Source organism: Streptomyces sp. CB00316 (genome assembly GCF_001905595.1).
Classification (GTDB): Bacteria; Actinomycetota; Actinomycetes; order Streptomycetales; family Streptomycetaceae; genus Streptomyces.
This window is the reverse complement of sequence record NZ_LIXI01000002.1, coordinates 536155-559488: the sequence shown is the minus strand read 5'-3', so window position 1 is coordinate 559488 and position 23334 is coordinate 536155. Positions and strand designations below refer to the sequence as shown.

Sequence of the window (23334 nt, the reverse complement as noted above, 5' to 3'; positions counted from 1 at the left end):
TTACCAAATGGTAGATCACCCTGCGTGGCGGACAAGCTGACTTGCGCCGAAGCCCAGAGTGTGCTCCGTGACGAAGTGCGGGTCGACCCGCAGGTAGGCCGGCGCGAAGGGCTCCCCGTTGGCCCGGACGGGGGCGGCGCCGAAGAGTTCTTCCTGTTCAGGGCAGGGATGGACGATCTCGGCGGGCCCGGTGAACTGCACGGACCACAGGCTGTCGCCCTCATCGGCCGAGACGGCGTTGTAGTTGTCCGCCCCGTAGGTGACGACGCTCCCGTCACACGCCTCGTGGTAGCCGAAGCCGCTGTGCATCCGCAGCAGGATCCGGCCGTCGCTCACGACGTGCCGGGCCACCGCCAGGAACGGCAGGGCGCGCATACTGGTGGCGAGACGGCCGTACGGGACCCGGCGGAGCAGCTCCATCGCCTGGGGCGCGGGGGTTTCGTCGGAGGGCATACGGTCCACTGTCCGGCACGCGTAGGGGGCCGGGTAAGAGTCCCCGGCCCCGGGTGGCGCGGGACCAAAGTCCCGTGACCGGTGGGCTCAGCGGCGCTCGGCCTGGAGCCGTGCGACGTACGCGGCCGCCTGCGAGCGGCGCTCCATGCCCAGCTTGGACAGCAGGCTGGAGACGTAATTCTTGATCGTCTTCTCGGCGAGGTGCAGCCGCTCCCCGATGACCCGGTTGGTCAGCCCCTCCCCGATCAGGTCCAGGATCTTGCGCTCCTGCTCGGTGAGGTTGGCGAGCCGCTCGTCACCCTTGGCGGTGCCGCCGTCGCGCAGCCGCTCCAGCACCCGGGCGGTGGCCACCGGGTCCAGCAGGGATTTCCCGGCGGCGACGTCCCGTACGGCATTGAGCAGTTCATCGCCCCGGATCGCTTTCAGCACATAACCCGACGCACCGGCCATGATCGCGTCGAAAAGCGCCTCGTCATCGGCGTACGAGGTGAGCATCAGGCATTTGATGTTCTCGTCCAGCGAACGAACCTCCCGGCACACCTCCACCCCGCTTTCGTCGGGCAGCCTGACGTCGAGCACCGCCACGTCGGGGCGCGTCGCCGGGATCCTGACCAGGGCGTCGGCTGCCGTACCCGCCTCGCCGACCACCTCGATGTCAGGCTCCACGGAGAGCAGCTCATGGACGCCACGCCGGACGACCTCGTGATCGTCCAGTAGAAATACGGTGATTTTTCCATCTTCGCGCACGATCGCAGTCTCACACACTCGCCCCTCCTCCGCTCTTCCCAGCCGCTGATCCGCGGGATAACGTGCCGTTGTTCCGGCGGCCTGCAAGGCTGTTCCCAGTGCTGTGACCAGCAGAGCTTCGTGATTTCTTCGATTTACTTGGAAATCCAAGCAAAAATGCAGGTCAGACAGGGTTTCGCAGTTATGCGATGCACTGGGTAACGTGCCTATGACAGGGCGCTCGCCGGGGCACCTGTCACGCCTGTATCCCGGCCGAGAAGCACCCACCCCGTGCACGGGTCCGGATACGGGCGAGCCGCACTGGCTTCCCGGCAGACCCCGGGGGCCGGACCGACGGAGGAGCACGCACGTGACCGTGGAGAGCACTGCTGCCGCGCGTAAACCGCGACGCACCAGTAAGCGGACCAGCGCCGCGAAGAAGCCGCAGAGTTCCGAGCCCCAGCTCGTGCAGCTGCTGACGCCCGAGGGCGAGCGGGTCGAGCACCCGGACTACAGCATCGACCTGAGCGCGGACGAGCTGCGCGGTCTGTACCGGGACATGGTGCTGACCCGCCGCTTCGACGCCGAGGCGACCGCACTGCAGCGGCAAGGGGAGCTGGGCCTGTGGGCCTCGCTGCTGGGCCAGGAGGCCGCGCAGATCGGCAGCGGCCGGGCGCTGCGCGACGACGACTACGTCTTCCCGACCTACCGTGAGCACGGTGTGGCCTGGTGTCGCGGGGTCGACCCCACCAACCTGCTGGGCATGTTCCGCGGGGTGAACCACGGTGGCTGGGACCCGACGACCAACAACTTCCACCTGTACACGATCGTCATCGGCTCGCAGACCCTGCACGCCACCGGCTACGCCATGGGCGTCGCCAAGGACGGCGCGGACTCGGCCGTGATCGCGTACTTCGGTGACGGTGCCTCCAGCCAGGGAGATGTCGCGGAGTCGTTCACCTTCTCCGCGGTCTACAACGCCCCGGTCGTGTTCTTCTGCCAGAACAACCAGTGGGCCATCTCCGAGCCCACCGAGCGTCAGACCCGCGTGCCGCTCTACCAGCGCGCACAGGGGTACGGCTTCCCCGGCGTCCGCGTCGACGGCAACGACGTACTGGCGTGTCTGGCCGTGACCCGCTCCGCGCTGGAGCGCGCCCGTCGCGGTGAGGGCCCGACCCTGGTCGAGGCGTTCACGTACCGCATGGGCGCCCACACCACCTCCGACGACCCGACGAAGTACCGGGCCGACGACGAGCGGGCGGCGTGGGAGGCCAAGGACCCGATCCTGCGGGTGCGCACGTACCTGGAGAAGGAGAGGCTCGCCGACGAGGCCTTCTTCACCGCGCTGGAGACGGAGAGCGAGACCCTCGGCAAGCGGGTACGCGAGGTGGTGCGGGCGATGCCCGACCCGGAGCCGCTGTCCCTCTTCGAGCACGGCTACGCCGACGGCAACTCCCTCGTCGACGAGGAGCGTGCCCAGTTCGCCGCCTACCAGGCATCGTTCGCCGACTCTGCCGAGGAGGGCAAGTAGCCATGGCCGTGGAAAAGATGTCCATCGCGAAAGCGCTCAACGAGTCGCTGCGTCTGGCCCTCGACACCGACCCCAAGGTCCTCATCATGGGCGAGGACGTCGGAAAGCTCGGCGGCGTCTTCCGTATCACCGACGGCCTCCAGAAGGACTTCGGCGAGGACCGGGTGATCGACACCCCGCTCGCCGAGTCCGGCATCGTCGGCACCGCGATCGGCCTGGCCCTGCGCGGCTACCGCCCGATCGTGGAGATCCAGTTCGACGGCTTCGTCTTCCCCGCGTACGACCAGATCGTCACGCAGCTCGCGAAGATGCACGCCCGCGCACTCGGCAAGATCAAGCTGCCGGTCGTCGTCCGTATCCCGTACGGCGGTGGCATCGGCGCGGTCGAGCACCACAGTGAGTCCCCCGAGGCGCTCTTCGCGCACGTGGCGGGGCTGAAGGTGGTCTCGCCGTCCAACGCGAGCGACGCCTACTGGATGATGCAGCAGGCCGTCCAGAGCGATGACCCGATCATCTTCTTCGAGCCCAAGCGGCGTTACTGGGACAAGGGCGAGGTCGACACCGAGTCCATCCCCGGCCCGCTCCACAAGGCCGTCACCGTCCGCGAGGGCAGCGACCTCACGCTCGTCGCGTACGGCCCGATGGTGAAGGTCTGCCTGGAAGCGGCCGCGGCCGCCCAGGAGGAGGGCAAGTCGGTCGAGGTCCTGGACCTGCGCTCGATGTCCCCGATCGACTTCGACGCCATCCAGACGTCGGTCGAGAAGACCGGCCGGCTCGTGGTCGTCCACGAGGCACCCGTCTTCTACGGCTCCGGCGCGGAGATCGCCGCCCGCATCACCGAGCGCAGCTTCTACCACCTCGAAGCGCCGGTGCTCAGGGTCGGCGGCTACCACGTGCCCTACCCCCCGGCCCGGCTGGAGGACGAGTACCTGCCCGGCCTGGACCGGGTGCTCGACGCCGTCGACCGCTCGCTGGCCTACTAGAGGAGAGGGGTCGTGACGACGATGACACAGACGTCCGCTCGCTTCCGCGAGTTCAAGATGCCCGACGTGGGCGAGGGGCTCACCGAGGCCGAGATCCTCAAGTGGTTCGTCCAGCCCGGTGACACGGTCACCGACGGCCAGGTCGTGTGCGAGGTCGAGACGGCGAAGGCGGCTGTGGAGCTGCCGATCCCGTTCGACGGCGTGGTGCACGAGCTGCGCTTCTCCGAAGGTACGACGGTCGATGTCGGCCAGGTGATCATCACGGTGGACGTGGCGCCGGGGAGTGGTGACGAGGTCCCTGCCCCTGCTCCTGTGCAGGAGCCGGTGGAGGCCGCCGCTCCCGTTTCCGAGGAACCGAAGGGCCGTACGCCGGTCCTGGTCGGCTACGGGGTCGCGGAGTCCTCGACCAAGCGCCGCCCGCGCAAGGGGGCCGCCGCTCCCGAGGCCGCTGCGGTGGCGGCGGCGGTGCAGGCGGAGCTGAACGGGCACGGCGCTCCGGCGCCCGCTGTTCCGGAGGCTCTGGTCGACGCCCCTCCGGTCGGCCGCCCGCTGGCGAAGCCGCCGGTACGGAAGCTGGCCAAGGACCTGGGGATCGACCTGGCGACGGTGGTGCCGACCGGCAAGGACGGCATCATCACCCGCGAGGACGTGCACGCGGCGGCGGCTCCGGCGGCCGCTGAGGCTCCTTCGGCCCCGGCGCCCTCGGTGTCCGAGCCGGTGATCACCGAGGCGCCGGCCGCCGCGGCCTCCGCGAGGGAGACCCGCATCCCGGTCAAGGGAGTCCGCAAGGCGATCGCGCAGGCGATGGTCGGATCGGCCTTCACGGCGCCGCACGTGACCGAGTTCGTCACGGTCGACGTGACGCGCACGATGAAGCTGGTGGCGGAGCTCAAGGAGGACAAGGAGATGGCGGGGGTGCGGGTCAACCCGCTCCTGGTCATCGCCAAGGCCCTCCTGGTCGCGATCAAGCGGAACCCCGAGGTCAACGCGGCCTGGGACGAGGCCAACCAGGAGATCGTGCAGAAGCACTACGTGAACCTGGGCATCGCGGCGGCCACGCCGCGCGGTCTGATCGTGCCGAACATCAAGGACGCGCACGACAAGACGCTGCCGCAGCTCGCGGCGGCCCTGGGTGAGCTGGTCACCACGGCGAGGGACGGCAAGACGTCCCCGGCGGCGATGGCGGGCGGCACGGTGACGATCACCAACGTCGGCGTCTTCGGCGTCGACACGGGCACCCCGCTCCTGAACCCGGGCGAGTCCGCGATCCTGGCCGTCGGCGCGATCAAGCTCCAGCCGTGGGTCCACAAGGGCAAGGTGAAGCCGCGTCAGGTCACCACGCTGGCCCTGTCGTTCGACCACCGCCTGGTCGACGGGGAGCTGGGCTCCAAGGTGCTGGCCGATGTGGCGGCGATCCTGGAACAGCCGAAGCGCCTGATCACCTGGGCGTAGCGTGTTCCGCCGGTGGGCCCGTACGTGGTTGCGTACGGGCCCACCGGCGTATCAGGGCCGGGCCCCTTCGCCGTACCTACGGCTGCGGGCTACTTCTTGAACCCGTAGTCCATCAACTTCTTCGCGTCGGCCGTGCGGTTCGCCTCGGAGGACGACGTGAGCACCGTGCCGATGACCGTCTTGCCGTTACGCGTCGCGGCGAAGACCAGGCAGTACTTCGCGGTCGGGCCGGAACCCGTCTTCACGCCGAGCGCGCCGCTGTAGCTGCTGAGCATCTTGTTGGTGTTGGCCCACGACATGTAGCGGTAGCCGCCGCTCTTCGTGGTGACCTTCTGCTTCGTCGACTTGGTCTTGACGACCGTGCGGAAGGTGGAGTTCTTCATCGCCTGGCGGGCGATGATCGTCAGGTCGCGGGGGGTCGAGTAGTTCTTCCCACTGCTTATGCCGTCGAACGAGTCGAAGTTGGTGTTCTTCAGCTTGAGGGTCTTGGCCGTGGCGTTCATCTTGCCGATGAACGACTTCACGCGGGCCGCGCGGGTGGTGCCGGTGCCGAACTTGTCGGCCAGCGCGTAAGCGGCGTCGCAGCCGGACGGGAGCATCAGGCCGTAGAGGAGCTGGCCCACGGTGACCTTGTCGCCGACGATGAGCCGGGCGGACGAGGCGTTCTTCGAGACGATGTAGTCGCTGTACGCCTTCTGGATCGTGACCTTGGTCCTGAGGTCCACGTTCTTCTGCTGGAGCACCACGAGGGCGGTCATGATCTTCGTGGTGGAGCCGGTGGAGCGGCGGGTGTCGGCGGCCTTGCTGAAGAGGCTCGTGCCGGTGCCGCTGTTCATCACGAAGCCGCCCTTGGCGACGATCGTCGGAACCGGCGGCGGAGTGGCTGCGTGTGCCGTCGAAGCGAAGGCGCCGCTCGCGAGCACCGCACCCGCGGTGAGAGCCACGGCGCTCGTGATGGTGACGCGATTGATGCGCTTGATCTCGATTTTCAACTGAACGCTCCAAATGCCCCTGATATGCGGCCACATAAGGGTGCCGCTCGGTGGTGAGACTCCTGGGGCGGGGGAAAGGATGCGTTCCCTGACGGGTGAATTTGCGCAGCCTTGACTTTGACCACATGTCTGCCGCCGGAGCGAGTGGTTCGCCGAGGAATTCGGCAGGGGGATGAAGTGCTCGGCGGCCCTGAGATCCTGCGGGTGCTGGAGCCTCCGGAACTGGAGGCGGGTGACACTGATTCCAGAATCCGGACGCCCCTCCTCCATGCGCGCATGTTGTATCTATGCTGTGCGCATGCCTGCCGCAGCCCCCACCCCCGTACAGCCGACGACCACCTCCCTCAAGCAGCCGCCTGCCGCCGAGCGCGTCTACGCGCACATCAAGGAGGCGGTCCTGGACCGTCGCTACGAGGGCGGGACGCTACTCACCGAAGGGGGGCTCGCGGACGCGGTGGGGGTGTCGCGGACGCCCGTGCGGGAGGCGTTGCTGCGGCTGGAGGTCGAGGGGCTGATCAAGCTCTATCCGAAGAAGGGCGCCCTCGTGCTCGCCGTCTCCGCGCAGGAGATCAAGGACGTGGTGGAGACCCGGCTGCTGGTGGAGGAGTTCGCGGCGCGTAAAGCTGTTCCCGCGTCACCCCAGTTGATCGCGCGGCTCGAACAGCTCCTGGAGGAGCAGCGGCAGCTGGCGGAGGCCGGTGATCTGGCGGCGGTGGCCGTCAAGGACCGGTGTTTCCACGCCGAGATCGTCAAGCACGCGGGCAACGAGATCCTCTCGCGCCTCTACGACCAGTTGCGCGACCGCCAGTTGCGGATGGGCGTCGCGGTGATGGAGGCGCACCCGGGCAGGATCGAGGCCAACATCACCGAGCACAGCGAGCTGCTGGAGGCGATCCGGGGCGGGAACGCCGAGGAGGCCGCGCAGGTCGTCCGGCGTCACGTCAGCCGGGTGCGGGTGCTGGTCAGGGGTGAGGACCGGTGAGTTCGGCCGTCCCCACGCTCTCCCTGCCCGGCGATCCACCCGGGGGGCGGCGGGCCGCCTGGGTCTGGGGCATCGGCGTAGCCGTCTACTTCGTCGCCATCATCTTCCGTACGAGCCTGGGCGTGGCCGGTCTCGACGCCGCCGACCGGTTCGACGTCAACGCCTCGGCCCTGTCGACGTTCTCCATCCTCCAGCTCCTCGTCTACGCGGGCATGCAGATACCCGTGGGGCTGATGGTCGACCGGCTCGGCACCAAGCGGGTCCTCACCATCGGGGCCGTCCTGTTCACGGTCGGCCAGCTCGGGTTCGCGCTCTCGCCCTCGTACGGCATGGCGCTGGCCGCACGCGCTCTGCTCGGCTGCGGTGACGCGATGACGTTCATCAGCGTGCTGCGGCTCGGCAGCCGCTGGTTCCCCGCCCGGCGCGGGCCGCTGATCGGTCAGGTCGCCGCGCTGTTCGGGATGGCGGGCAACCTCGTCTCGACCCTCTTCATCGCGCGGGCCCTGCACAACTTCGGCTGGACGACGACCTTCGTCGGCAGCTCGCTGGCGGGGGCCGCCGTGCTCGTCCCGCTCCTGCTGTTCCTGAAGGACCACCCGGAGGGCCACGAGCCGCCGCCCGCCGAGCACGCGGGCGCCTCGTACGTACGCAGGCAGATCGCTGCCGCCTGGCGGGAACCGGGGACCCGGCTCGGGATGTGGGTGCACTTCACCACCCAGTTCCCGGCGATGGTGTTCCTGCTGCTCTGGGGGATGCCGTTCCTCGTCGAGGCGCAGGGGCTGAGCCGGGGGACGGCGGGCACGCTGCTCACCCTGGTGGTGCTCTCCAACATGGTGGTGGGGCTCGTCTACGGGCAGATCATCGCCCGCCACCACGAGGCGCGGGCCCCCATCGCGCTGGGCACGGTCGCGACCACCGCCCTCCTCTGGGCCTGCGCGATCTTCTATCCCGCCGCTCACACCCCGATGTGGCTGCTGACCGTCCTGTGCGTGGTTCTGGGCGCCTGCGGCCCCGCCTCGATGGTCGGCTTCGACTTCGCCCGGCCCGCCAATCCGCCGGAGCGTCAGGGCACCGCGTCGGGGATCGTCAACATGGGCGGGTTCATCGCCTCCATGACGACGCTGTTCGCCGTGGGAGTGCTGCTGGACGCCACGGGCGGCAACTACCGGGCCGCCTTCGCCTCGGTCTTCGTCCTGGAGGCGCTCGGCGTCGCCCAGATCCTGCGGCTGCGCCGCCGTGCGGCGCTCAGGGAACGCGACCACCATGTGGTCAGCCGGGTGGAGGCCGTGCACGTACCCGCGTGACCCGCGCGGCCGAACGCTCGGCGGCGCGCCCGCCCGCTCGTGAACTCCGGGGCGGGCGCCGCCGGGAAAGCCGGAACTACAGGGTCACGGAGTCACGGCGAAGTGGTCCAGGATCGCCGTGGCCAGCTCCTGGTCGCCCTCGGCCTTGATCCGGTCGGCCACGGCTGCCGGACGGACCCGGCCGCAGGCGAGGCGTACGTACGTCTCCCAGTCCATCGACAGGGTCACGGCCGGGCCGAGCGAGGGGGAACCGTCTATCGAGCCGCGGCCCTCCGCGTCGACCCGTACCGTCCGCAGGAACTCCAGAGGGCCGTGCACGTCCAGCACCACCGCCGAGTTGGCCGGTGCGCCCGCGTCCTTGGCGACCGCCTTCGGCAGCGCGGCGAGCAGGACGTCCCGGGTGATGTGCGCGCCGGGGGAGTCCAGGTTGCCCGGCTGTCCGAGCGTCGTCCGCAGGTCCTGCTCGTGCACCCAGACGTCGAAGGCCCGCATGTTGAGCGCCACTTCGAGGGTCTGCTCGGCGCCCAGGGGCGCGCGGACCGTGGCGTGGGGAGAGCGGGACTCGTTGCGCAGCTGCCGGGCGCGGCGGATGAGGACGTACTCCAGCTCGGACGTCATCTCCGGAGCGGTGTGGTGGCGCCGGACGTCGACCTGCATCTCCATGTAGCGGGCGAAGTCGCTCTGTACGTGGTAGAGGTCGCGCGGCAGCGTATGGATGGGCCGCGGGTCGCCGAGCATCTCGCACTCCATACCGATGACGTGCGACACGATGTCCCGCACCGACCATCCGGGGCACGGCGTGCGGCGGTTCCACTCCCCCTCCGCGAGTGGCTTGACCAGGTCGGCTATCGCTTCGATGGAGTGAGTCGCGGAGTCGGCGTAGGTCTGGAGGCTGGGATGGACGGTCACGGGACCCCTCGGCGGTTCTTCGGTGCATGGGCTGGAGAGCAGGGAGTGCCGGCGGGCGGGCCGGCACGGACGACGCTGTCTGCGGGCTGCTGTCTGCTTGCTGCGTGGGAGGTTCAGTCGCCTAAGTTACGCTGCGAGCAGGCACCCCGGCAGTGCTTTCGTGTGACGATCGTAGGCCCGTGTTGACGGCTCGAATGCCAGGACGGTGGTAGTGTGCGCGCCTCCCTCATCCAGATCGCAGTAGACCCGGACGAATCCGTCGAGGTCCGCCGCGAACGCGCGGCCTCCCTGGTGGTCGCCCAGCGCGGCTCCGACCTGGTGGTCCTTCCCGAACTCTGGCCGGTCGGGGCGTTCGCCTACACCGTCTTCGAGCAGGAGGCCGAGCCGCTCCAGGGCCCCACCCACGAGGTCATGGCCAAGGCGGCCGCCGAGGCCGGGGTCTGGCTGCACGCGGGCTCGTTCGTGGAGCGTGCGCCGGACGGCACCCTCTACAACACCACGCTGGTCTTCACCCCGGACGGCGAGCGCTCGGCGGTCTACCGCAAGATCCACCGCTTCGGCTTCGACAAGGGCGAGGCGGTCATGATGGGCGCCGGCGAGGAGCTGGTGACCGTCGTCCTGCCCCAGACCACGCTGGGCCTGGCCACCTGTTACGACCTGCGCTTCCCGGAGCAGTTCCGCGGGCTCGTCGACGCGGGCGCCGAGACCCTCGTCGTGGCCGCGGGCTGGCCCGAGCGCCGCCGCGCCCACTGGACGCTCCTCGCGCAGGCCCGTGCCGTCGAGAACCAGGCGTACGTCCTCGCCCTCGGCACGGCGGGCACCCACGCCGACATCCCCCAGGCCGGGCACAGCATCGTCGTCGACCCCTGGGGCGAGGTGCTCGCCGAGGCCGGGGCGGACGAGGAGATCCTGACCGTGGAGTTCGACCCGGCGAAGGTGGGCGCGACGAGGGAGCAGTTCCCGGCGCTGAAGGACCGGCGCCTGGGGCTCGCGCCACCGCGCTGAGGCCTGCCCTGCACGGGGTTGGGGCGCTTGCTCGCAGTGAGTGCCACGGCTGAACCGGGCGGTGTCAGTCCTCGTTCTCCTTGTCCGCCAGCACGATCACGCACATCGACACGGCGATGAGCAGCGCGATGTCCGCGTCCTCACGGACCACGTCGATGCCGTACGTGTCCCGGATCGTCAGCCAGCGCCGTGAGACCTGGGCCAGCAGCTCACCGTCGTACTCGATGGCGAACTCGCGGTCCAGGATCTTGCCGCTGACGTCGATCTCCGTACCGTCCACCAGGGTCACCCGGTAGTGGTTGCGGAGCAGCGACAGCCGCTTGCGCTTGACTTTGGCCAGCTCCTCGCCGCCGTGCTCGATGAGCATGGTGTCGCGCAGGCTGATCAGCTTCTGGCGCAGCTCGACCAGCACCCGGCCGTCGGCGTCCTTCAGCTCGAAGGTGTCGCGCAGCCGCATGGCCTTGCCGTCGACCAGGAAGACCTTGCGGCCCTCGGTGTCCTCGATCCAGTAGTCGTCACCGATGGCGAACAGCCGCTCACGTACGAGAAGTCTCATGCGGCACAGGTTCCCCCGGGCCCCGGCGGAATGCGCGCAGGCGGGGTCGGTGTTGACCGGTGGCATGGCATCACGTGCACGTGTCCGCGCCCCCGAACCTCATCGGCAAGGGCGGCCGGCTCAATACAGGCGGTGGAAGACGGAGCGGGACGGGTCGGCATCCTGCGTGACGTGATTCCGGACCATGAGGGCCCCGCAGACCTGCCGGGCGAGCGCCGGAAGAGCCCTACGGCGTTCCTGTTGCCCGAAGGTGGGGGCCGTGAGTGGCTGGTCCCGCCTGACAGAGTGACGCGCGTAGCGTCCCCACGTGGCCCCCGTCCGGCGACGGCGATCATTACAGCCGGACCTGGCCTTCGTGCTGATGGCAGCCCTCTCATCCAGGGATGGCACCCTTGAACGCATGAACGCTGCCTCTCCCGCCCCGCGCCGTGCCCGTGTCCGTGCCCCTGAGCTGATCGGCAAGGGTGGCTGGCTGAACACCGGAGGCAAAGAGCTGACCCTCGCCGACCTGCGAGGTAAGTGCGTTGTGGTTGATTTTTGGACGTTCTGCTGTGTGAACTGCCTGCACGTCCTGGATGAGCTGCGGGAGCTGGAGGAGAAGCACCGCGACACCGTGGTGATCATCGGGGTCCACTCGCCGAAGTTCGTCCACGAGGCCGAGCACCAGGCCGTCGTCGACGCCGTCGAGCGGTACGAGGTCCACCACCCGGTCCTCGACGACCCCGAGCTGGCCACCTGGAAGCAGTACGCCGTACGGGCCTGGCCGACGCTCGTCGTCATCGACCCCGAGGGCTATGTCGTCGCCCAGCACGCCGGCGAGGGCCACGCCCACGCCATCGAGAAGCTGGTCGAGGAGCTGGAGGCCGAGCACGGGGCCAAGGGCACGCTCCGCCGGGGCGACGGCCCCTACGTGGCGCCCGAGCCCGTCGCCACCCATCTGCGCTTCCCGGGCAAGGCCCTGCTCCTGCCCGACGGGGGCTTCCTGGTCTCCGACACCACCCGGCACCGCCTGGTCGAGCTGGACGCGGACGGCGAGACCGTACGGCGCCACTTCGGCACCGGTGAGCGGGGGCTGAACGACGGCGGTCCGCAGGAGGCCCGGTTCAGTGAGCCGCAGGGGCTCGCCGCGCTCCCGGACGGCCGCGTCGCCGTCGCGGACACCGTCAACCACGCGATCCGCGCCTTGGACCTCACGACCGGGGTGACCGGCACCCTGGCCGGGACCGGCCGCCAGTGGTGGCAGGGGACGGCGACCAGCGGCCCGGCGCGCGAGGTGGACCTCTCCTCGCCGTGGGACCTGGCCTGGTTCGGCGACCGGCTGTGGATCGCCATGGCGGGCGTGCACCAGCTGTGGACGTACGACCCCGGGAACGGGACCGTGACCGCCGCCGCCGGGACCACCAACGAGGGCCTGGTCGACGGGCCGGCCGCCGAGGCCTGGTTCGCCCAGCCGTCCGGGCTCGCGGTCTCCGCCGACGGCGAGCGGCTCTGGGTCGCCGACTCCGAGACCTCCGCCCTGCGCTGGGTCGACCGGGACGAGCATGTGCACACCGCCGTCGGCACCGGCCTCTTCGACTTCGGCCACCGCGACGGGGCCGCCGCCCAGGCGCTCCTCCAGCACCCGATCGGCGTGACCGCGCTGCCCGACGGTTCCGTGGCGGTCTCGGACACGTACAACCACGCCCTGCGCCGCTACGACCCCGCGTCCGACGAGGTCACCACGCTCGCCACCGACGTCCGCGAGCCCAGCGACGCGGTGCTGGTCGACGGCGACCTGGTCGTCGTCGAGTCCGCCCGCCACCGCCTCACCCGCCTCCGGCTGCCCGAGGAGGCCGTACGCGTCGCCGAGCAGGCGCACCGTACCCAGCGGGCCGCCACCGAGATCGCCCCGGGCACCCTCCGCCTCGACGTGGTCTTCCAGGCGCCGGCGGGCCAGAAGCTGGACACCCGGTACGGGCCCTCCACCCGGCTGCTGATCTCCGCCACCCCGCCCGAGCTGTTGGCCGAGGGTTCCGGCGCGGGCACGGACCTCGGGCGCGACCTGGTCCTCGCGGACGGGGTCACCGAGGGCGTGCTGCACGTCTCCGCGATGGCGGCGTCCTGCGACGACGACCCGGCCAACGAGTACCCGGCCTGCCACGTCCACCAGCAGGACTGGGGCGTCCCCGTCCGCGTGACCGCGGAGGGAACGCCCCGGCTGCCGCTGGTGCTGGCAGGGATGGACAGCCCTTCCTGAGGGCTGGTGGCTGGCGGATACCGGCCGCCCTGAGCGGCGGACCGGTGAGGGCGCCGCTGAGGGCCGGGCCCTGCCACAGGGACAGGGCCTCCTTGAGCATCAGGACCGTGTCGGCGGGGGAGCGCTGCTCCCGGGCCAGCATCAGCAGCTCCTCGAACCGCTGCGCGTCCAGCAGGGTCTCCGGCAACCGCAGGACGTACGCGTCGCCGAGGGGGGCCAGTTCCACTCCGTACGCCTCCGCCTCCGCGCCCACCAGGAGGGTGCGGAGACGGGAGACGTGCCCCTGGATCCCGCTGCGGGCGTGCAGCCCGGCCAAACGGCCGCCGGTCAGTGGTAGCGCTGCTCGTCGTCCTGGACGACCGTGGTGGTGGGCGGCACGACCATGCGTCGACGGCGCGCGATGCTCATGTAGACGAAGACCCCGATGAGGCCGACGAGCATCATGATCCAGCCGACCAGGTCGACATTGACGGTGTCCACCTTCCAGTCGGTCGCGAACGCCAGAATCGCGCCACCACCGATCAGGAGAATGCATCCTCCGAGTCCCATGAATCCCGCCTCCTCGACGGCCCGGTGAATCCGGACCGATGTACGGGTCGGGTACCCGCCCCGGCAACAACCATGTCCGGGGCCGCGGTTGAGCGTGGGGGTCAGTCCGTCAGGAACGCCGTGAGCGCGTTGGCCAGCAGATACGGGTCGTCGGCGCCGCACAGTTCACGCGCGCTGTGCATGGAGAGGATCGCGACGCCGATGTCCACGGTCCGGATGCCGTGCCGGGCCGCGGTGATCGGGCCGATCGTCGTGCCGCAGGGCATCGAGTTGTTGGAGACGAATGTCTGCCACGGCACGCCCGCCTTCTCGCAGGCGGCGGCGAACACCGCGCGGCCGCTGCCGTCGGTGGCGTACCGCATGTTGACGTTGACCTTGAGGATCGGCCCGCCGTTGGCGACCGGGTGGTGCGTCGGGTCGTGCCGCTCGGCGTAGTTGGGGTGCACGGCGTGGCCGGTGTCGGAGGAGAGGCAGACCGTTCCGGCGAAGGCGCGGGCGCGGTCCTCGTACGTACCGCCCCGGGCGAAGACGGAGCGCTCCAGGACCGTGCCGAGGAGCGGCCCGTCGGCCCCGGTGTCGGACTGGGAGCCGTTCTCCTCGTGGTCGAAGGCGGCCAGTACGGGGATGTACGGGAGTTCCCCGTCCGGCTGCCCGGCGACGGCGGCCAGGGCGGCGGTCGCGGCGTGCACGGAGAGGAGGTTGTCCATCCGCGGCCCCGCGACCAGCTCGCGGTCGCGGCCCAGGTAGGACGGCGGCTCGATGGCGTGCGGCATGAGGTCCCAGCCGGTGACGTCCTCCGCGTCGACGCCGGCCTCCTCGGCGACGAAGCGGATCAGGTCACCCTCGGCCACCTCGCCGAGACCCCAGATCGGCTGCATATGGCGCTGCCGGTCGAGCTTGAGGCCGTCGGTGTTGGCCGAGCGGTCCAGGTGTACGGCCAGCTGGGGCACCCGCAGCAGCGCCCGGTCGATGTTGACCAGCCGGTCGGTGCCGTCCCGCAGCGAGATCCGGCCGGCCAGGCCCAGGTCCCGGTCGAGCCAGGTGTTCAGCAGCGTGCCGCCGTAGACCTCGACGGCGATCTGGCGCCAACCGTGCGACTCGGTGTCGGGCAGCGGCTTCACCCGCAGGTTCGGGGAGTCGGTGTGGGCGCCGACGATCCGGAACGGGGTGTGCGCGGACGCGCCTTCCGGCACGTACCAGGCGATGATCGCGCCGCCGCGGAGCACATACTTCCCCCCGGCGCTCGCGTCCCAGGCGGAGGTCTCCTCGACCTGGCGGAATCCGGCCACCTCCAGCCGGGCGGCCGCGTTGGCGACGGCGTGGTACGGGGACGGGCTCGCCGCCAGGAAGGACATCAGATCATCGGTGTGCGCACGGTCGAACCGGTGGCGAGAACTCATGGTCTTCACTGTATCGAGGGACCCGAGTCCGGAATCCGATGACCGGCTGCGGGGCGGCAGGCCCCGCGCACTCAGCCGATACGAAAGCCGATACGAAAGCCGATACGAAAGCCGATACGAAAGCTGATACGAAAGCGCCGCCACCCGGACGAGTTCCGGGGTGGCGGCGCTGTCGACGTACCGAGCGCGGGCGAGGTCCTAGAAGGAGGCCTCGTCCAGCTCCATCAGGGAGTTGTCGACGTTCTCGGCGAGCGCACGCTCGGTCGAGACGCCCGGCAGGATGTTCGCGGCGAAGAACTTCGCGGCGGCGATCTTGCCCTGGTAGAAGGCCACGTCCTTGGCGGAGGCGGTCGGCAGCTTCTCGGCCGCCACGGTCGCGCCCTTGAGGAGCAGGTAGCCGACGACGACATCGCCGGAGGCCATCAGCAGGCGGGTCGTGTTGAGCCCGACCTTGTAGATGTTCTTGACGTCCTCGCCGGTGGCCGTCAGGTCGGTGATCATCGTGCCGACGATCGCCTCCAGGTCCACGGCCGCCTTGGCGAGCGAGTCCAGCGCGGGGGCCAGCTCCTCGTTGCCCTGGGCGCCGGCGAGGAACTTCTTGATCTCCTCGGAGAGCGTGTTGAGCGCGACACCCTGGTCGCGGACGATCTTCCGGAAGAAGAAGTCCTGGCCCTGGATCGCCGTCGTGCCCTCGTAAAGGGTGTCGATCTTGGCGTCCCGGATGTACTGCTCGACCGGGTACTCCTGGAGGTAGCCCGAGCCGCCGAACGTCTGGAGCGACTGCGCCAGCTGCTCGTAGGACTTCTCGGAGCCGTAGCCCTTCACTATCGGGAGCAGCAGGTCGTTGAGGCCGTTCAGCGCCTTGGCGTCCTCGCCCGCGGCCTCCTTCTCCTGGATCGCGTCCTGGACGGTGGCCGTGTACAGCACCAGGGAGCGCATGCCCTCGGCGTACGCCTTCTGCGTCATGAGCGAGCGGCGCACGTCGGGGTGGTGCGTGATGGTGACCTTGGGCGCCGTCTTGTCCATGAACTGCGACAGGTCCGTGCCCTGGACGCGCTCCTTGGCGTACTCCAGCGCGTTCAGGTAGCCCGTGGAGAGGGTGGCGATGGCCTTCGTGCCGACCATCATGCGGGCGAACTCGATGATGCGGAACATCTGGCGGATGCCGTCGTGCTTGTCGCCGATGAGCCAGCCCTGGGCGGGGTGGCGGTCGCCGAAGGTCATCTCGCAGGTGTTGGAGGCCTTGAGGCCCATCTTGTGCTCGACGTTCGTCGCGTACACACCGTTGCGCTCGCCCAGCTCGCCGGTGGTCCAGTCGAAGTGGTACTTCGGGACCAGGAAGAGCGAGAGGCCCTTGGTGCCGGGGCCCGCGCCCTCGGGGCGCGCCAGCACGTAGTGGAGGATGTTCTCGGACATGTCGTGCTCGCCCGAGGTGATGAAGCGCTTCACACCCTCGATGTGCCAGGAGCCGTCCTCCTGCTGCACGGCCTTCGTCCGGCCGGCGCCGACGTCGGAGCCGGCGTCCGGCTCGGTCAGCACCATCGTCGAGCCCCACTGCTTCTCGACGGCGATCTCCGCGACCTTCTTCTGCTCCTCGGTGCCCTCCTCGAAGAGGATGCCCGCGAAGGCGGGACCGGAGGAGTACATCCAGACGGCCGGGTTCGCGCCGAGCAGCAGCTCCGCGTAGCCCCAGATCAGGGAGCGGGGGGAGGTGGTGCCGCCGATCTCCTCGGGCAGGCCCAGGCGCCAGTACTCCGAGTCCATGAAGGACTGGTACGACTTCCTGAAGCTCTCCGGGACCGGCGCGGTGTTGGTCTCCGGGTCGAAGACCGGCGGGTTGCGGTCGGCGTCGGCGAAGGAGTCGGCGAGCTCGTTCTCCGCGAGGCGGGCGATCTCCTCCAGGATGCTCTTCGCGGTGTCGACGTCCATCTCCGCGAACGGACCGGTGCCGTACAGCTTGTCGCGCCCGAGAACCTCGAAGAGGTTGAACTCGATGTCGCGGAGATTCGACTTGTAGTGCCCCATGGGAAGGCTCCGTAATCAATAGCAGTGGCGCACAGCGCCCCGGGGAGTGATGCGGGTCGGGCGACAGGCAGGCGTGGGTACAGGCAGACGCGGGTGTATCAGCTGACCTCTACGATGATGCTACCCGTCAGTAATAAGGCGCAACCCCTCAAGCCGTAGATGTGTCCGATTACTCTTTGCAGCATGTACGGCTACGACCAGAACCCTGGTGCTCAGCAGCAGATGGGCCAGATGGGGCAGATGGGCGGCGGCTACGGCGAGCAGCCGCTGTATCCCGAGCCCTCTCCGCCCTCCCTGGCCGACGCGGTACGGGCCTTCACCACCGGCTCCCTCTCCGCCGAGGACTTCCAGCAGATCTTCGCGACGTCGAAGGTCTACTGCCCGCGCGGTGACAACCCCGGCTTCCTGGCGCTGCACAACACGCAGCAGCCCGTGATCCCGATGTTCACCACGCTCAAGGAGCTGCGGCTCTACGCGGGCAAGGAGTCCAAGTACTTCGTGATCACCGGCGCCGAGGTGATCGACCTGCTGCCCACCGGATACGGCTTCGTCCTGGACATGGAGGGCGATCATCGGATGGTCTTCGACGCCAAGGCGGTCGAGCAGATGGTCGACTTCGCGATGCGGCGTATGTACGGGTAGCTGTTTCGGTTCCGTGCGTCGCTGACCTGCGGGTTCTTCAATCGGGCAAGGGCCCGCGCCGGGTGGCGCGGGCCCTTGTGCTGTCGGTGGCGGGATCTTCGCGCTGTCGGGTGGGGCGGGCTCCCTCGCCGTCGGCGACGAGGCGGGAATGCCGTACGCCTTGCGGGATGTTCATCATTCAACTAAATTCGTTCCAGAACACTCGCCCGGAGGTGGCTCCCATGCCCGCAGTGACCGTCGACAACCCGCTGACCCTGCCCAAGGTGGCCGCTTCGGGTGACGCCGTGGCCCGCCCCGTGCTCGCCGTCACCACGGCGCCGAGCGGATTCGAGGGCGAGGGCTTCCCCGTCCGCCGCGCGTTCGCGGGGATCAACTACCAGCACCTCGACCCGTTCATCATGATGGACCAGATGGGTGAGGTGGAGTACGCCGCAGGCGAGCCCAAGGGCACCCCCTGGCACCCGCACCGCGGCTTCGAGACGGTCACGTACCTGATCGACGGCACCTTCGTCCACCAGGACTCCAACGGTGGCGGCGGCACCATCGAGAACGGCGACACCCAGTGGATGACCGCCGGTTCGGGTCTGCTGCACATCGAGGCGCCGCCGGAGTCGCTCGTGCTGTCCGGCGGGCTCTTCCACGGGCTCCAGCTCTGGGTGAACCTCCCCAAGGCCGACAAGATGATGAACCCGCGCTACCAGGACATCCGCGGCGGCGAGGTGCAGCTCCTCACCTCCCTGGACGGTGGCGCGCTGCTCCGGGTCATCGCCGGTGAGCTCGACGGGCACCAGGGCCCCGGCATCACCCACACGCCGATCACGATGATCCACGCCACCGTCCGGCCCGGTGCCGAGGTGACCCTGCCCTGGCGCGAGGACTTCAACGGGCTCGCGTACGTCCTGGCCGGGCGCGGCACGGTCGGCGAGGAGCGCCGGCCCATCCGCCTCGGGCAGACCGCGGTGTTCGGCAGCGGCGGCTCGCTGACCGTCCGCGCGGACGAGAAGCAGGACGGGAACACCCCGGACCTGGAGATCGTCCTCCTCGGCGGACGTCCGATCCGGGAGCCGATGGCGCACTACGGGCCGTTCGTGATGAACAGTCAGGCCGAGCTGAAGCAGGCCTTCGACGACTTCCAGGCCGGCCGCCTCGGTACGGTCCCGGCGGTCCACGGCATGTGATGCCCGGGGCGGTCCTGCCTGACGAGCCGTCACTCGTACGGTGGCGGCGGGCGGGCCCGGCCACGTACGCCGTGATCCGGTGGGAGGGTGCCCTCTACCCAGCCCCTCCTGCCCGACGGCGCCCGCCGTCGCGATCTGGCTGGTCGTCGCGGTCAAGACCGCCGTCACACCGGTGCTGCTCGGAACCGTTACGGGTGGTAGGGCACCGCGGCGATCAGGGTCCCGGGCCCCTCAGAGCGCCCCCAACTCCCCCGGCTCGGCCGACTCGTACAGCTCGAACCAGATCGACTTCCCCTCCCCCCGTGGATCCACCCCCCACGCGTCCGCCAGCATCTCCATCAGCACCAGCCCCCGCCCGCTGGACGCCATCTCCCCCGGCCTCCGCTTGTGCGGCAGCTCGTCGCTCGCGTCGGCCACCTCCACCCGCAGCCGCCGCTCCCCCCGTTCCCCGGAGATCTCCGCCGCCATCAGCGCGTCGCCGTCCGTGTGGACCAGCACGTTGGTGGCCATCTCCGAGACCATCAGGACCGCCGAGTCGACCTGCTCGGGGTCCTTCCAGTCGTGCAGCAGCTCCCGTACGAGCTGGCGGCCCACCGAGATCCGCTCGGGCTCGGCCTGCGCGATCGTCAGGACGCTGCGGCGCATCGGCGTCTCCGGCGCCCGCACTCTCTCCCGCCGCAGCACGAGCACCGCGATGTCGTCCTCGCGGCGGTCGGCGAGCGGCCCGGTCGTGTAGTGCGAGGCCGGCCCGTGCACGGCCTGGACCAGGGCGTCGGCCATCTCCTCCAGGTCCACGGTGGGGTCCTCCAGGACCGGGCGCAGCCGGGCCCAGCCGGTGGCCATGTCGTGGCCGCCGGTCTCGATGAGGCCGTCCGTGCAGAACATGATCGTTTCGCCGGGTTCCAGGACGACCCGGGTGGTGGGGTAGTCGGAGTCCGCCTCGATGCCCAGTGGCAGCCCGCCCGCCGTCTGGCGGATCACCGCGGTGCCGTCGGCGCTCACCACGACCGGGTCGGGGTGGCCCGCGCGGGCGATGTCCAGGGTCCCGGCCTCCGGGTCCACCTCGGCGTACAGGCAGGTCGCGAAGCGGGGCGCGGAGGGCTCGTCGTCGCCCGCCACTCCCTCGTAGGTGTCGGTCAGCCCGGAGAGGAAGCGTGAGGCCCGGGCGAGTACGGCGTCCGGGCGGTGCCCCTCGGAGGCGTACGCGCGCAGGGCGATGCGGAGCTGGCCCATGAGCCCGGCGGCCCGTACGTCATGGCCCTGGACATCGCCGATGACCAGGGCGATCCGGCCGTTGGGCAGCGGGATCATGTCGTACCAGTCGCCGCCCACCTGGAGCCCGCCCCCGGTCGGCACGTACCGCGCCGCCACCGTCATACCCGGGATGTCGGGCCCCAGCGTCGGCATCATCGAGCGCTGGAGTCCGAGGGAGAGCTCCCGTTCGGTCTCCGCGACCCCGGCCCGGGCCAGCGCCTGGGCGAGCATCCGGGCGACCGTGGAGAGCACAGCGCGCTCGTCGGGCGAGAACCCCACCGGATGCTGGAACCCGGCCATCCACGCGCCCATCGTGCGGCCGGAGGAGACCAGTGGGAGGAACGCCCAGGACTGCCGCCCGAAGCGCCGGGCCAGCGGCCAGGTGGCGGGGTAGCGGCGGCGGTACTCCTCGGGGGAGGGGAGGTAGATCGCGCGGCCGGTGCGGACGACCTCGGCGGCCGGGTAGTCGGTGTCCAGGGGCATGTCGGTGAACGGGTCCTCGTCCGCCGTGCTCTGCCCGTGGTGGCCGATGATCGTCAGCCGCTCCCCGACGGAGCCGAAGACCGCGAGCCCGTCCGGCGAGAAGCCGGGCATGGAGAGGGACGCGGCGACCCGCAGCACCTCCTCCGTGGACCGGGCCTCCGCCAGCGCCCGCCCGGCGTCCAGCAGGAAGGCCTCCCTGGACCTGCGCCAGTCCCCGGTGATCGGTGTGTGGGGGCCGGCCGAGCCCAGTTGCGGCTCGGCGACCTCCTGGAGCGTGCCGATGAGCAGGTAGTCCTCCCTGTCTCCCTCCGCCGCTACGACCGGCTTGGAGCGGCTGCGTACCGTACGCAGCACCTTCCCCCGCTCGTCCACGATGCGCAGCCGGGCCTCGGCGAGGGTGCCCTCGGCGACGGCCAGGTTCACGACCCCGTAGATCTCGTTCCAGTCGACCGGGTGGAAACGGGAGCGCACCGCCGCCTCCCGGTAGCTGCCGGGCTCGGCGGGCAGGCCCAGCAGCCGGGCCGCCTCCGCGTCGAGCGTGACCGTGCCGGCGGCGTTGTCCCAGCGCCACAGGCCGGTCGCGATCGCGGCCAGGACTTCCTCGGTGCGCATTGCCCCACTTTAGGAAGATGTGCTCTCCGTACGCCACCGAGGGGACGCCGAGAGCGGGTACCTGGCGGTGGGCGGCGAGGAGGGGAGCGGGAAAGGGAAATGAAGAGGCCCGGCCCCGGGCGGTAGCCTGGGGAAGCTCAATCCACCCCTAACCGCGAAGACTGGATGAACGACGATGCATCGGTACAGGTCCCACACCTGCGGCGAGCTCCGCGCCTCTGACGTCGGCACCGACGTCCGGCTGAGCGGCTGGCTGCACAATCGCCGAGACCTGGGTGGCATCCTCTTCATCGATCTGCGCGACCACTACGGTCTGGTGCAGCTCGTCGCCCGCCCCGGCACCCCCGGCAACGAGGCCCTGGCGAAGCTGACCAAGGAGACCGTCGTCCGGATCGACGGCAAGGTCTCCGCGCGCGGCGCCGAGAACGTCAACCCGGAGCTCCCGACCGGTGAGATCGAGATCGAGGTCACCGAGGTCGAGGTGCTCGGCGAGGCCGGCCCGCTGCCCTTCACGATCAACACCGAGGACGGCGTCAACGAGGAACGGCGCCTGGAGTACCGCTTCCTCGACCTGCGCCGCGAGCGTATGCACCGCAACATCCTGCTGCGCTCTGCCGTGATCGCCTCCATCCGCTCCAAGATGGTGGCCCTCGGCTTCAACGAGATGGCGACCCCGATCCTCACCGCGACCTCCCCCGAGGGTGCCCGTGACTTCGTCGTCCCGTCCCGGCTGAACCCCGGCAAGTTCTACGCGCTGCCGCAGGCCCCGCAGCAGTTCAAGCAGCTGCTGATGATCTCGGGCTTCGACCGCTACTTCCAGATCGCACCCTGCTTCCGCGACGAGGACGCCCGCGCGGACCGCTCGCCGGGCGAGTTCTACCAGCTCGACGTCGAGATGTCGTTCGTCGAGCAGGAGGACGTCTTCCAGCCGATCGAGAAGCTGATGACCGAGCTCTTCACCGAGTTCGGCAACGGCCGCGAGGTCACCTCGCCGTTCCCGCGCATCCCGTTCCGCGAGTCGATGCTGAAGTACGGCAACGACAAGCCGGACCTGCGGGCCAAGCTGGAGCTCGTCGACATCTCGGACGTCTTCGCCGACTCCGGGTTCAAGGCGTTCGCCGGCAAGCACGTCCGCGCGCTGCCCGTCCCGGACACCGCGGGCCAGTCCCGCAAGTTCTTCGACGGCCTCGGTGAGTACGCCGTCGAGCACGGCGCCAAGGGCCTGGCCTGGGTGCGCGTGGGCGAGGACGGCACGTTGGCCGGACCGATCGCCAAGTTCCTCACCGAGACCGACGTCAAGACGCTCACCGAGCGCCTCTCGCTGGCCCCGGGCCATGCGGTCTTCTTCGGCGCGGGCGAGTTCGACGAGGTTTCCAAGATCATGTCGGTCGTCCGGGTCGAGGCCGCCAAGCGCGCCGGTCACTTCGAGGAGGGCGTCTTCCGGTTCTGCTGGATCGTCGACTTCCCGATGTACGAGAAGGACGAGGAGACCGGCAAGATCGACTTCTCGCACAACCCCTTCTCGATGCCCCAGGGCGGCCTGGCCGACCTGGAGGAGAAGGACCCGCTGGACATCCTGGCCTGGCAGTACGACATCGTCTGCAACGGCATCGAGCTGTCCTCGGGCGCCATCCGTAACCACGAGCCCGAGCTGATGCTCAAGGCCTTCGAGATCGCCGGATACGACCGCGAGACCGTCGAGCACGAGTTCGCGGGCATGCTGCGCGCGTTCCGCCTCGGCGCCCCGCCGCACGGTGGCATCGCCCCGGGCGTCGACCGCATCGTGATGCTGCTCGCCGACGAGCCCAACATCCGCGAGACGATCGCCTTCCCGCTCAACGGAAACGCCCAGGACCTGATGATGGGCGCCCCGACCGTGCTGGACGAGTCCCGGCTGCGAGAGCTGAACATCCAGCTGCGCAAGCCGGTCGCCGCGAAGGGCGTCGGCGCGTCGGAGAAGCCCGCCGACAAGTAGTCCGTACGGTCCCGCTCTGCGGATGTTTCACGTGAAACAGCCCCCGATCACCTGATCGGGGGCTGTTTCGTTGCAGGGGCGGGAGAG

Annotated in this window: 19 protein-coding genes and 1 pseudogene; 10 read left to right on the top strand and 10 right to left on the bottom strand. The window is 69.8% G+C overall.

All coding sequences use genetic code 11. From position 1 onward, the window contains the following. Positions 1 to 15: 15 nt before the first annotated feature. Both AMK21_RS06535 and AMK21_RS06530 read right to left on the bottom strand, forming a co-directional pair. On the bottom strand, positions 16 to 453 hold the full coding sequence (locus AMK21_RS06535) for a pyridoxamine 5'-phosphate oxidase family protein (RefSeq protein ID WP_073875072.1): 438 nt from the start codon (positions 451 to 453) through the stop codon (positions 16 to 18). Between the two features lie 87 nt (positions 454 to 540). Further along, the gene (locus tag AMK21_RS06530) at positions 541 to 1200 is read right to left on the bottom strand and encodes a response regulator (protein WP_073875626.1); all 660 of its coding nucleotides are present in this window, start codon (positions 1198 to 1200) and stop codon (positions 541 to 543) included. A 349-nt stretch (positions 1201 to 1549) separates the two neighbouring features. On the opposite strand from AMK21_RS06530, the gene pdhA reads away from it, so the two are divergent. The 3 genes from pdhA to AMK21_RS06515 are packed head-to-tail and all read left to right on the top strand — an operon-like array spanning position 1550 to position 5145. Beyond that, a complete protein-coding gene (gene pdhA / locus AMK21_RS06525; RefSeq protein ID WP_073875070.1) occupies positions 1550 to 2710 on the top strand; it encodes a pyruvate dehydrogenase (acetyl-transferring) E1 component subunit alpha in 1161 nt (386 codons plus the stop codon). Positions 2711 to 2712: 2 nt separating this feature from the next. Then, positions 2713 to 3693 carry an alpha-ketoacid dehydrogenase subunit beta gene (locus AMK21_RS06520; RefSeq protein WP_030563182.1) on the top strand — a complete coding sequence of 327 codons (981 nt, stop codon included), beginning with the start codon at positions 2713 to 2715 and terminating at the stop codon, positions 3691 to 3693. A gap of 12 nt (positions 3694 to 3705) precedes the next feature. Beyond that, positions 3706 to 5145, top strand: a complete 1440-nt coding sequence (locus AMK21_RS06515; RefSeq protein ID WP_073875068.1) for a dihydrolipoamide acetyltransferase family protein — start codon at positions 3706 to 3708, stop codon at positions 5143 to 5145. 89 nt (positions 5146 to 5234) lie between these two features. Here the strand turns inward: AMK21_RS06515 and AMK21_RS06510 are convergent, their stop codons facing one another. Next, a complete protein-coding gene (locus tag AMK21_RS06510) occupies positions 5235 to 6137 on the bottom strand; it encodes a D-alanyl-D-alanine carboxypeptidase family protein (RefSeq protein ID WP_073875066.1) in 903 nt (300 codons plus the stop codon). Positions 6138 to 6435: 298 nt separating this feature from the next. Here AMK21_RS06510 and AMK21_RS06505 point away from each other — a divergent pair, with 298 nt between their 5' ends. Next, positions 6436 to 7119, top strand: coding sequence for a GntR family transcriptional regulator (locus AMK21_RS06505; protein WP_073875064.1), 684 nt, complete (start codon positions 6436 to 6438; stop codon positions 7117 to 7119). Then, entirely contained in the window at positions 7116 to 8423 is a 1308-nt protein-coding gene (locus tag AMK21_RS06500; RefSeq protein ID WP_073875062.1) for an MFS transporter, read from the top strand. Before AMK21_RS06505 ends, AMK21_RS06500 begins: the two co-directional genes overlap by 4 nt. A gap of 84 nt (positions 8424 to 8507) precedes the next feature. On the opposite strand, the gene AMK21_RS06495 is transcribed toward AMK21_RS06500, so the two are convergent. Then, complete coding sequence (locus AMK21_RS06495; protein WP_073875060.1) at positions 8508 to 9332, bottom strand: maleylpyruvate isomerase family mycothiol-dependent enzyme; 825 nt, start codon at positions 9330 to 9332, stop codon at positions 8508 to 8510. 213 nt (positions 9333 to 9545) lie between these two features. Here AMK21_RS06495 and AMK21_RS06490 point away from each other — a divergent pair, with 213 nt between their 5' ends. Beyond that, positions 9546 to 10337, top strand: a complete 792-nt coding sequence (locus AMK21_RS06490; RefSeq protein WP_073875058.1) for a carbon-nitrogen family hydrolase — start codon at positions 9546 to 9548, stop codon at positions 10335 to 10337. 64 nt (positions 10338 to 10401) lie between these two features. On the opposite strand, the gene AMK21_RS06485 is transcribed toward AMK21_RS06490, so the two are convergent. Further along, a complete protein-coding gene (locus AMK21_RS06485; RefSeq protein WP_073875624.1) occupies positions 10402 to 10893 on the bottom strand; it encodes an LURP-one-related/scramblase family protein in 492 nt (163 codons plus the stop codon). Between the two features lie 400 nt (positions 10894 to 11293). Here AMK21_RS06485 and AMK21_RS06480 point away from each other — a divergent pair, with 400 nt between their 5' ends. Next, positions 11294 to 13129 carry an NHL domain-containing thioredoxin family protein gene (locus tag AMK21_RS06480; RefSeq protein WP_073875056.1) on the top strand — a complete coding sequence of 612 codons (1836 nt, stop codon included), beginning with the start codon at positions 11294 to 11296 and terminating at the stop codon, positions 13127 to 13129. Positions 13130 to 13151: 22 nt separating this feature from the next. Here the strand turns inward: AMK21_RS06480 and AMK21_RS35800 are convergent. The 4 genes and pseudogenes from AMK21_RS35800 to AMK21_RS06460 form a co-directional block, all read right to left on the bottom strand. Then, a pseudogene (locus AMK21_RS35800) lies at positions 13152 to 13430 on the bottom strand (BTAD domain-containing putative transcriptional regulator); the annotation flags it as partial. 26 nt (positions 13431 to 13456) lie between these two features. Next, complete coding sequence (locus tag AMK21_RS06470; protein ID WP_030563210.1) at positions 13457 to 13678, bottom strand: DUF6458 family protein; 222 nt, start codon at positions 13676 to 13678, stop codon at positions 13457 to 13459. A gap of 101 nt (positions 13679 to 13779) precedes the next feature. Further along, positions 13780 to 15078, bottom strand: coding sequence for a M18 family aminopeptidase (locus AMK21_RS06465; protein WP_073875054.1), 1299 nt, complete (start codon positions 15076 to 15078; stop codon positions 13780 to 13782). Positions 15079 to 15276: 198 nt separating this feature from the next. Beyond that, positions 15277 to 17103 carry an acyl-CoA dehydrogenase gene (locus tag AMK21_RS06460; protein ID WP_073875052.1) on the bottom strand — a complete coding sequence of 609 codons (1827 nt, stop codon included), beginning with the start codon at positions 17101 to 17103 and terminating at the stop codon, positions 15277 to 15279. Positions 17104 to 17286: 183 nt separating this feature from the next. Here AMK21_RS06460 and AMK21_RS06455 point away from each other — a divergent pair, with 183 nt between their 5' ends. Then, positions 17287 to 17745 (top strand): SseB family protein, encoded by a 459-nt coding sequence (locus tag AMK21_RS06455; RefSeq protein WP_015609740.1) that lies wholly within the window; start codon positions 17287 to 17289, stop codon positions 17743 to 17745. Positions 17746 to 17966: 221 nt separating this feature from the next. Next, positions 17967 to 18923, top strand: a complete 957-nt coding sequence (locus AMK21_RS06450) for a pirin family protein (protein WP_073875050.1) — start codon at positions 17967 to 17969, stop codon at positions 18921 to 18923. A gap of 231 nt (positions 18924 to 19154) precedes the next feature. Here the strand turns inward: AMK21_RS06450 and AMK21_RS06445 are convergent, their stop codons facing one another. Next, the gene (locus tag AMK21_RS06445; RefSeq protein ID WP_073875048.1) at positions 19155 to 21272 is read right to left on the bottom strand and encodes an ATP-binding SpoIIE family protein phosphatase; all 2118 of its coding nucleotides are present in this window, start codon (positions 21270 to 21272) and stop codon (positions 19155 to 19157) included. A 175-nt stretch (positions 21273 to 21447) separates the two neighbouring features. On the opposite strand from AMK21_RS06445, the gene aspS reads away from it, so the two are divergent. Further along, positions 21448 to 23247 carry an aspartate--tRNA ligase gene (aspS, locus tag AMK21_RS06440; RefSeq protein WP_073875046.1) on the top strand — a complete coding sequence of 600 codons (1800 nt, stop codon included), beginning with the start codon at positions 21448 to 21450 and terminating at the stop codon, positions 23245 to 23247. Positions 23248 to 23334: the final 87 nt, after the last annotated feature.

What these genes read in the sequence shown, in the direction of transcription:
- aspS (WP_073875046.1), top strand. Translation starts at nt 21,448, where the DNA reads ATGCATCGGTACAGGTCCCACACCTGCGGCGAGCTCCGCGCCTCTGAC.
- AMK21_RS06520 (WP_030563182.1), top strand. Translation starts at nt 2,713, where the DNA reads ATGGCCGTGGAAAAGATGTCCATCGCGAAAGCGCTCAACGAGTCGCTG.
- AMK21_RS06485 (WP_073875624.1), bottom strand. Translation starts at nt 10,893, where the DNA reads ATGAGACTTCTCGTACGTGAGCGGCTGTTCGCCATCGGTGACGACTAC.
- AMK21_RS06470 (WP_030563210.1), bottom strand. Translation starts at nt 13,678, where the DNA reads ATGGGACTCGGAGGATGCATTCTCCTGATCGGTGGTGGCGCGATTCTG.
- AMK21_RS06480 (WP_073875056.1), top strand. Translation starts at nt 11,294, where the DNA reads ATGAACGCTGCCTCTCCCGCCCCGCGCCGTGCCCGTGTCCGTGCCCCT.
- AMK21_RS06445 (WP_073875048.1), bottom strand. Translation starts at nt 21,272, where the DNA reads ATGCGCACCGAGGAAGTCCTGGCCGCGATCGCGACCGGCCTGTGGCGC.
- AMK21_RS06505 (WP_073875064.1), top strand. Translation starts at nt 6,436, where the DNA reads ATGCCTGCCGCAGCCCCCACCCCCGTACAGCCGACGACCACCTCCCTC.
- AMK21_RS06450 (WP_073875050.1), top strand. Translation starts at nt 17,967, where the DNA reads ATGCCCGCAGTGACCGTCGACAACCCGCTGACCCTGCCCAAGGTGGCC.
- AMK21_RS06455 (WP_015609740.1), top strand. Translation starts at nt 17,287, where the DNA reads ATGTACGGCTACGACCAGAACCCTGGTGCTCAGCAGCAGATGGGCCAG.
- AMK21_RS06460 (WP_073875052.1), bottom strand. Translation starts at nt 17,103, where the DNA reads ATGGGGCACTACAAGTCGAATCTCCGCGACATCGAGTTCAACCTCTTC.
- AMK21_RS06465 (WP_073875054.1), bottom strand. Translation starts at nt 15,078, where the DNA reads ATGAGTTCTCGCCACCGGTTCGACCGTGCGCACACCGATGATCTGATG.
- AMK21_RS06535 (WP_073875072.1), bottom strand. Translation starts at nt 453, where the DNA reads ATGCCCTCCGACGAAACCCCCGCGCCCCAGGCGATGGAGCTGCTCCGC.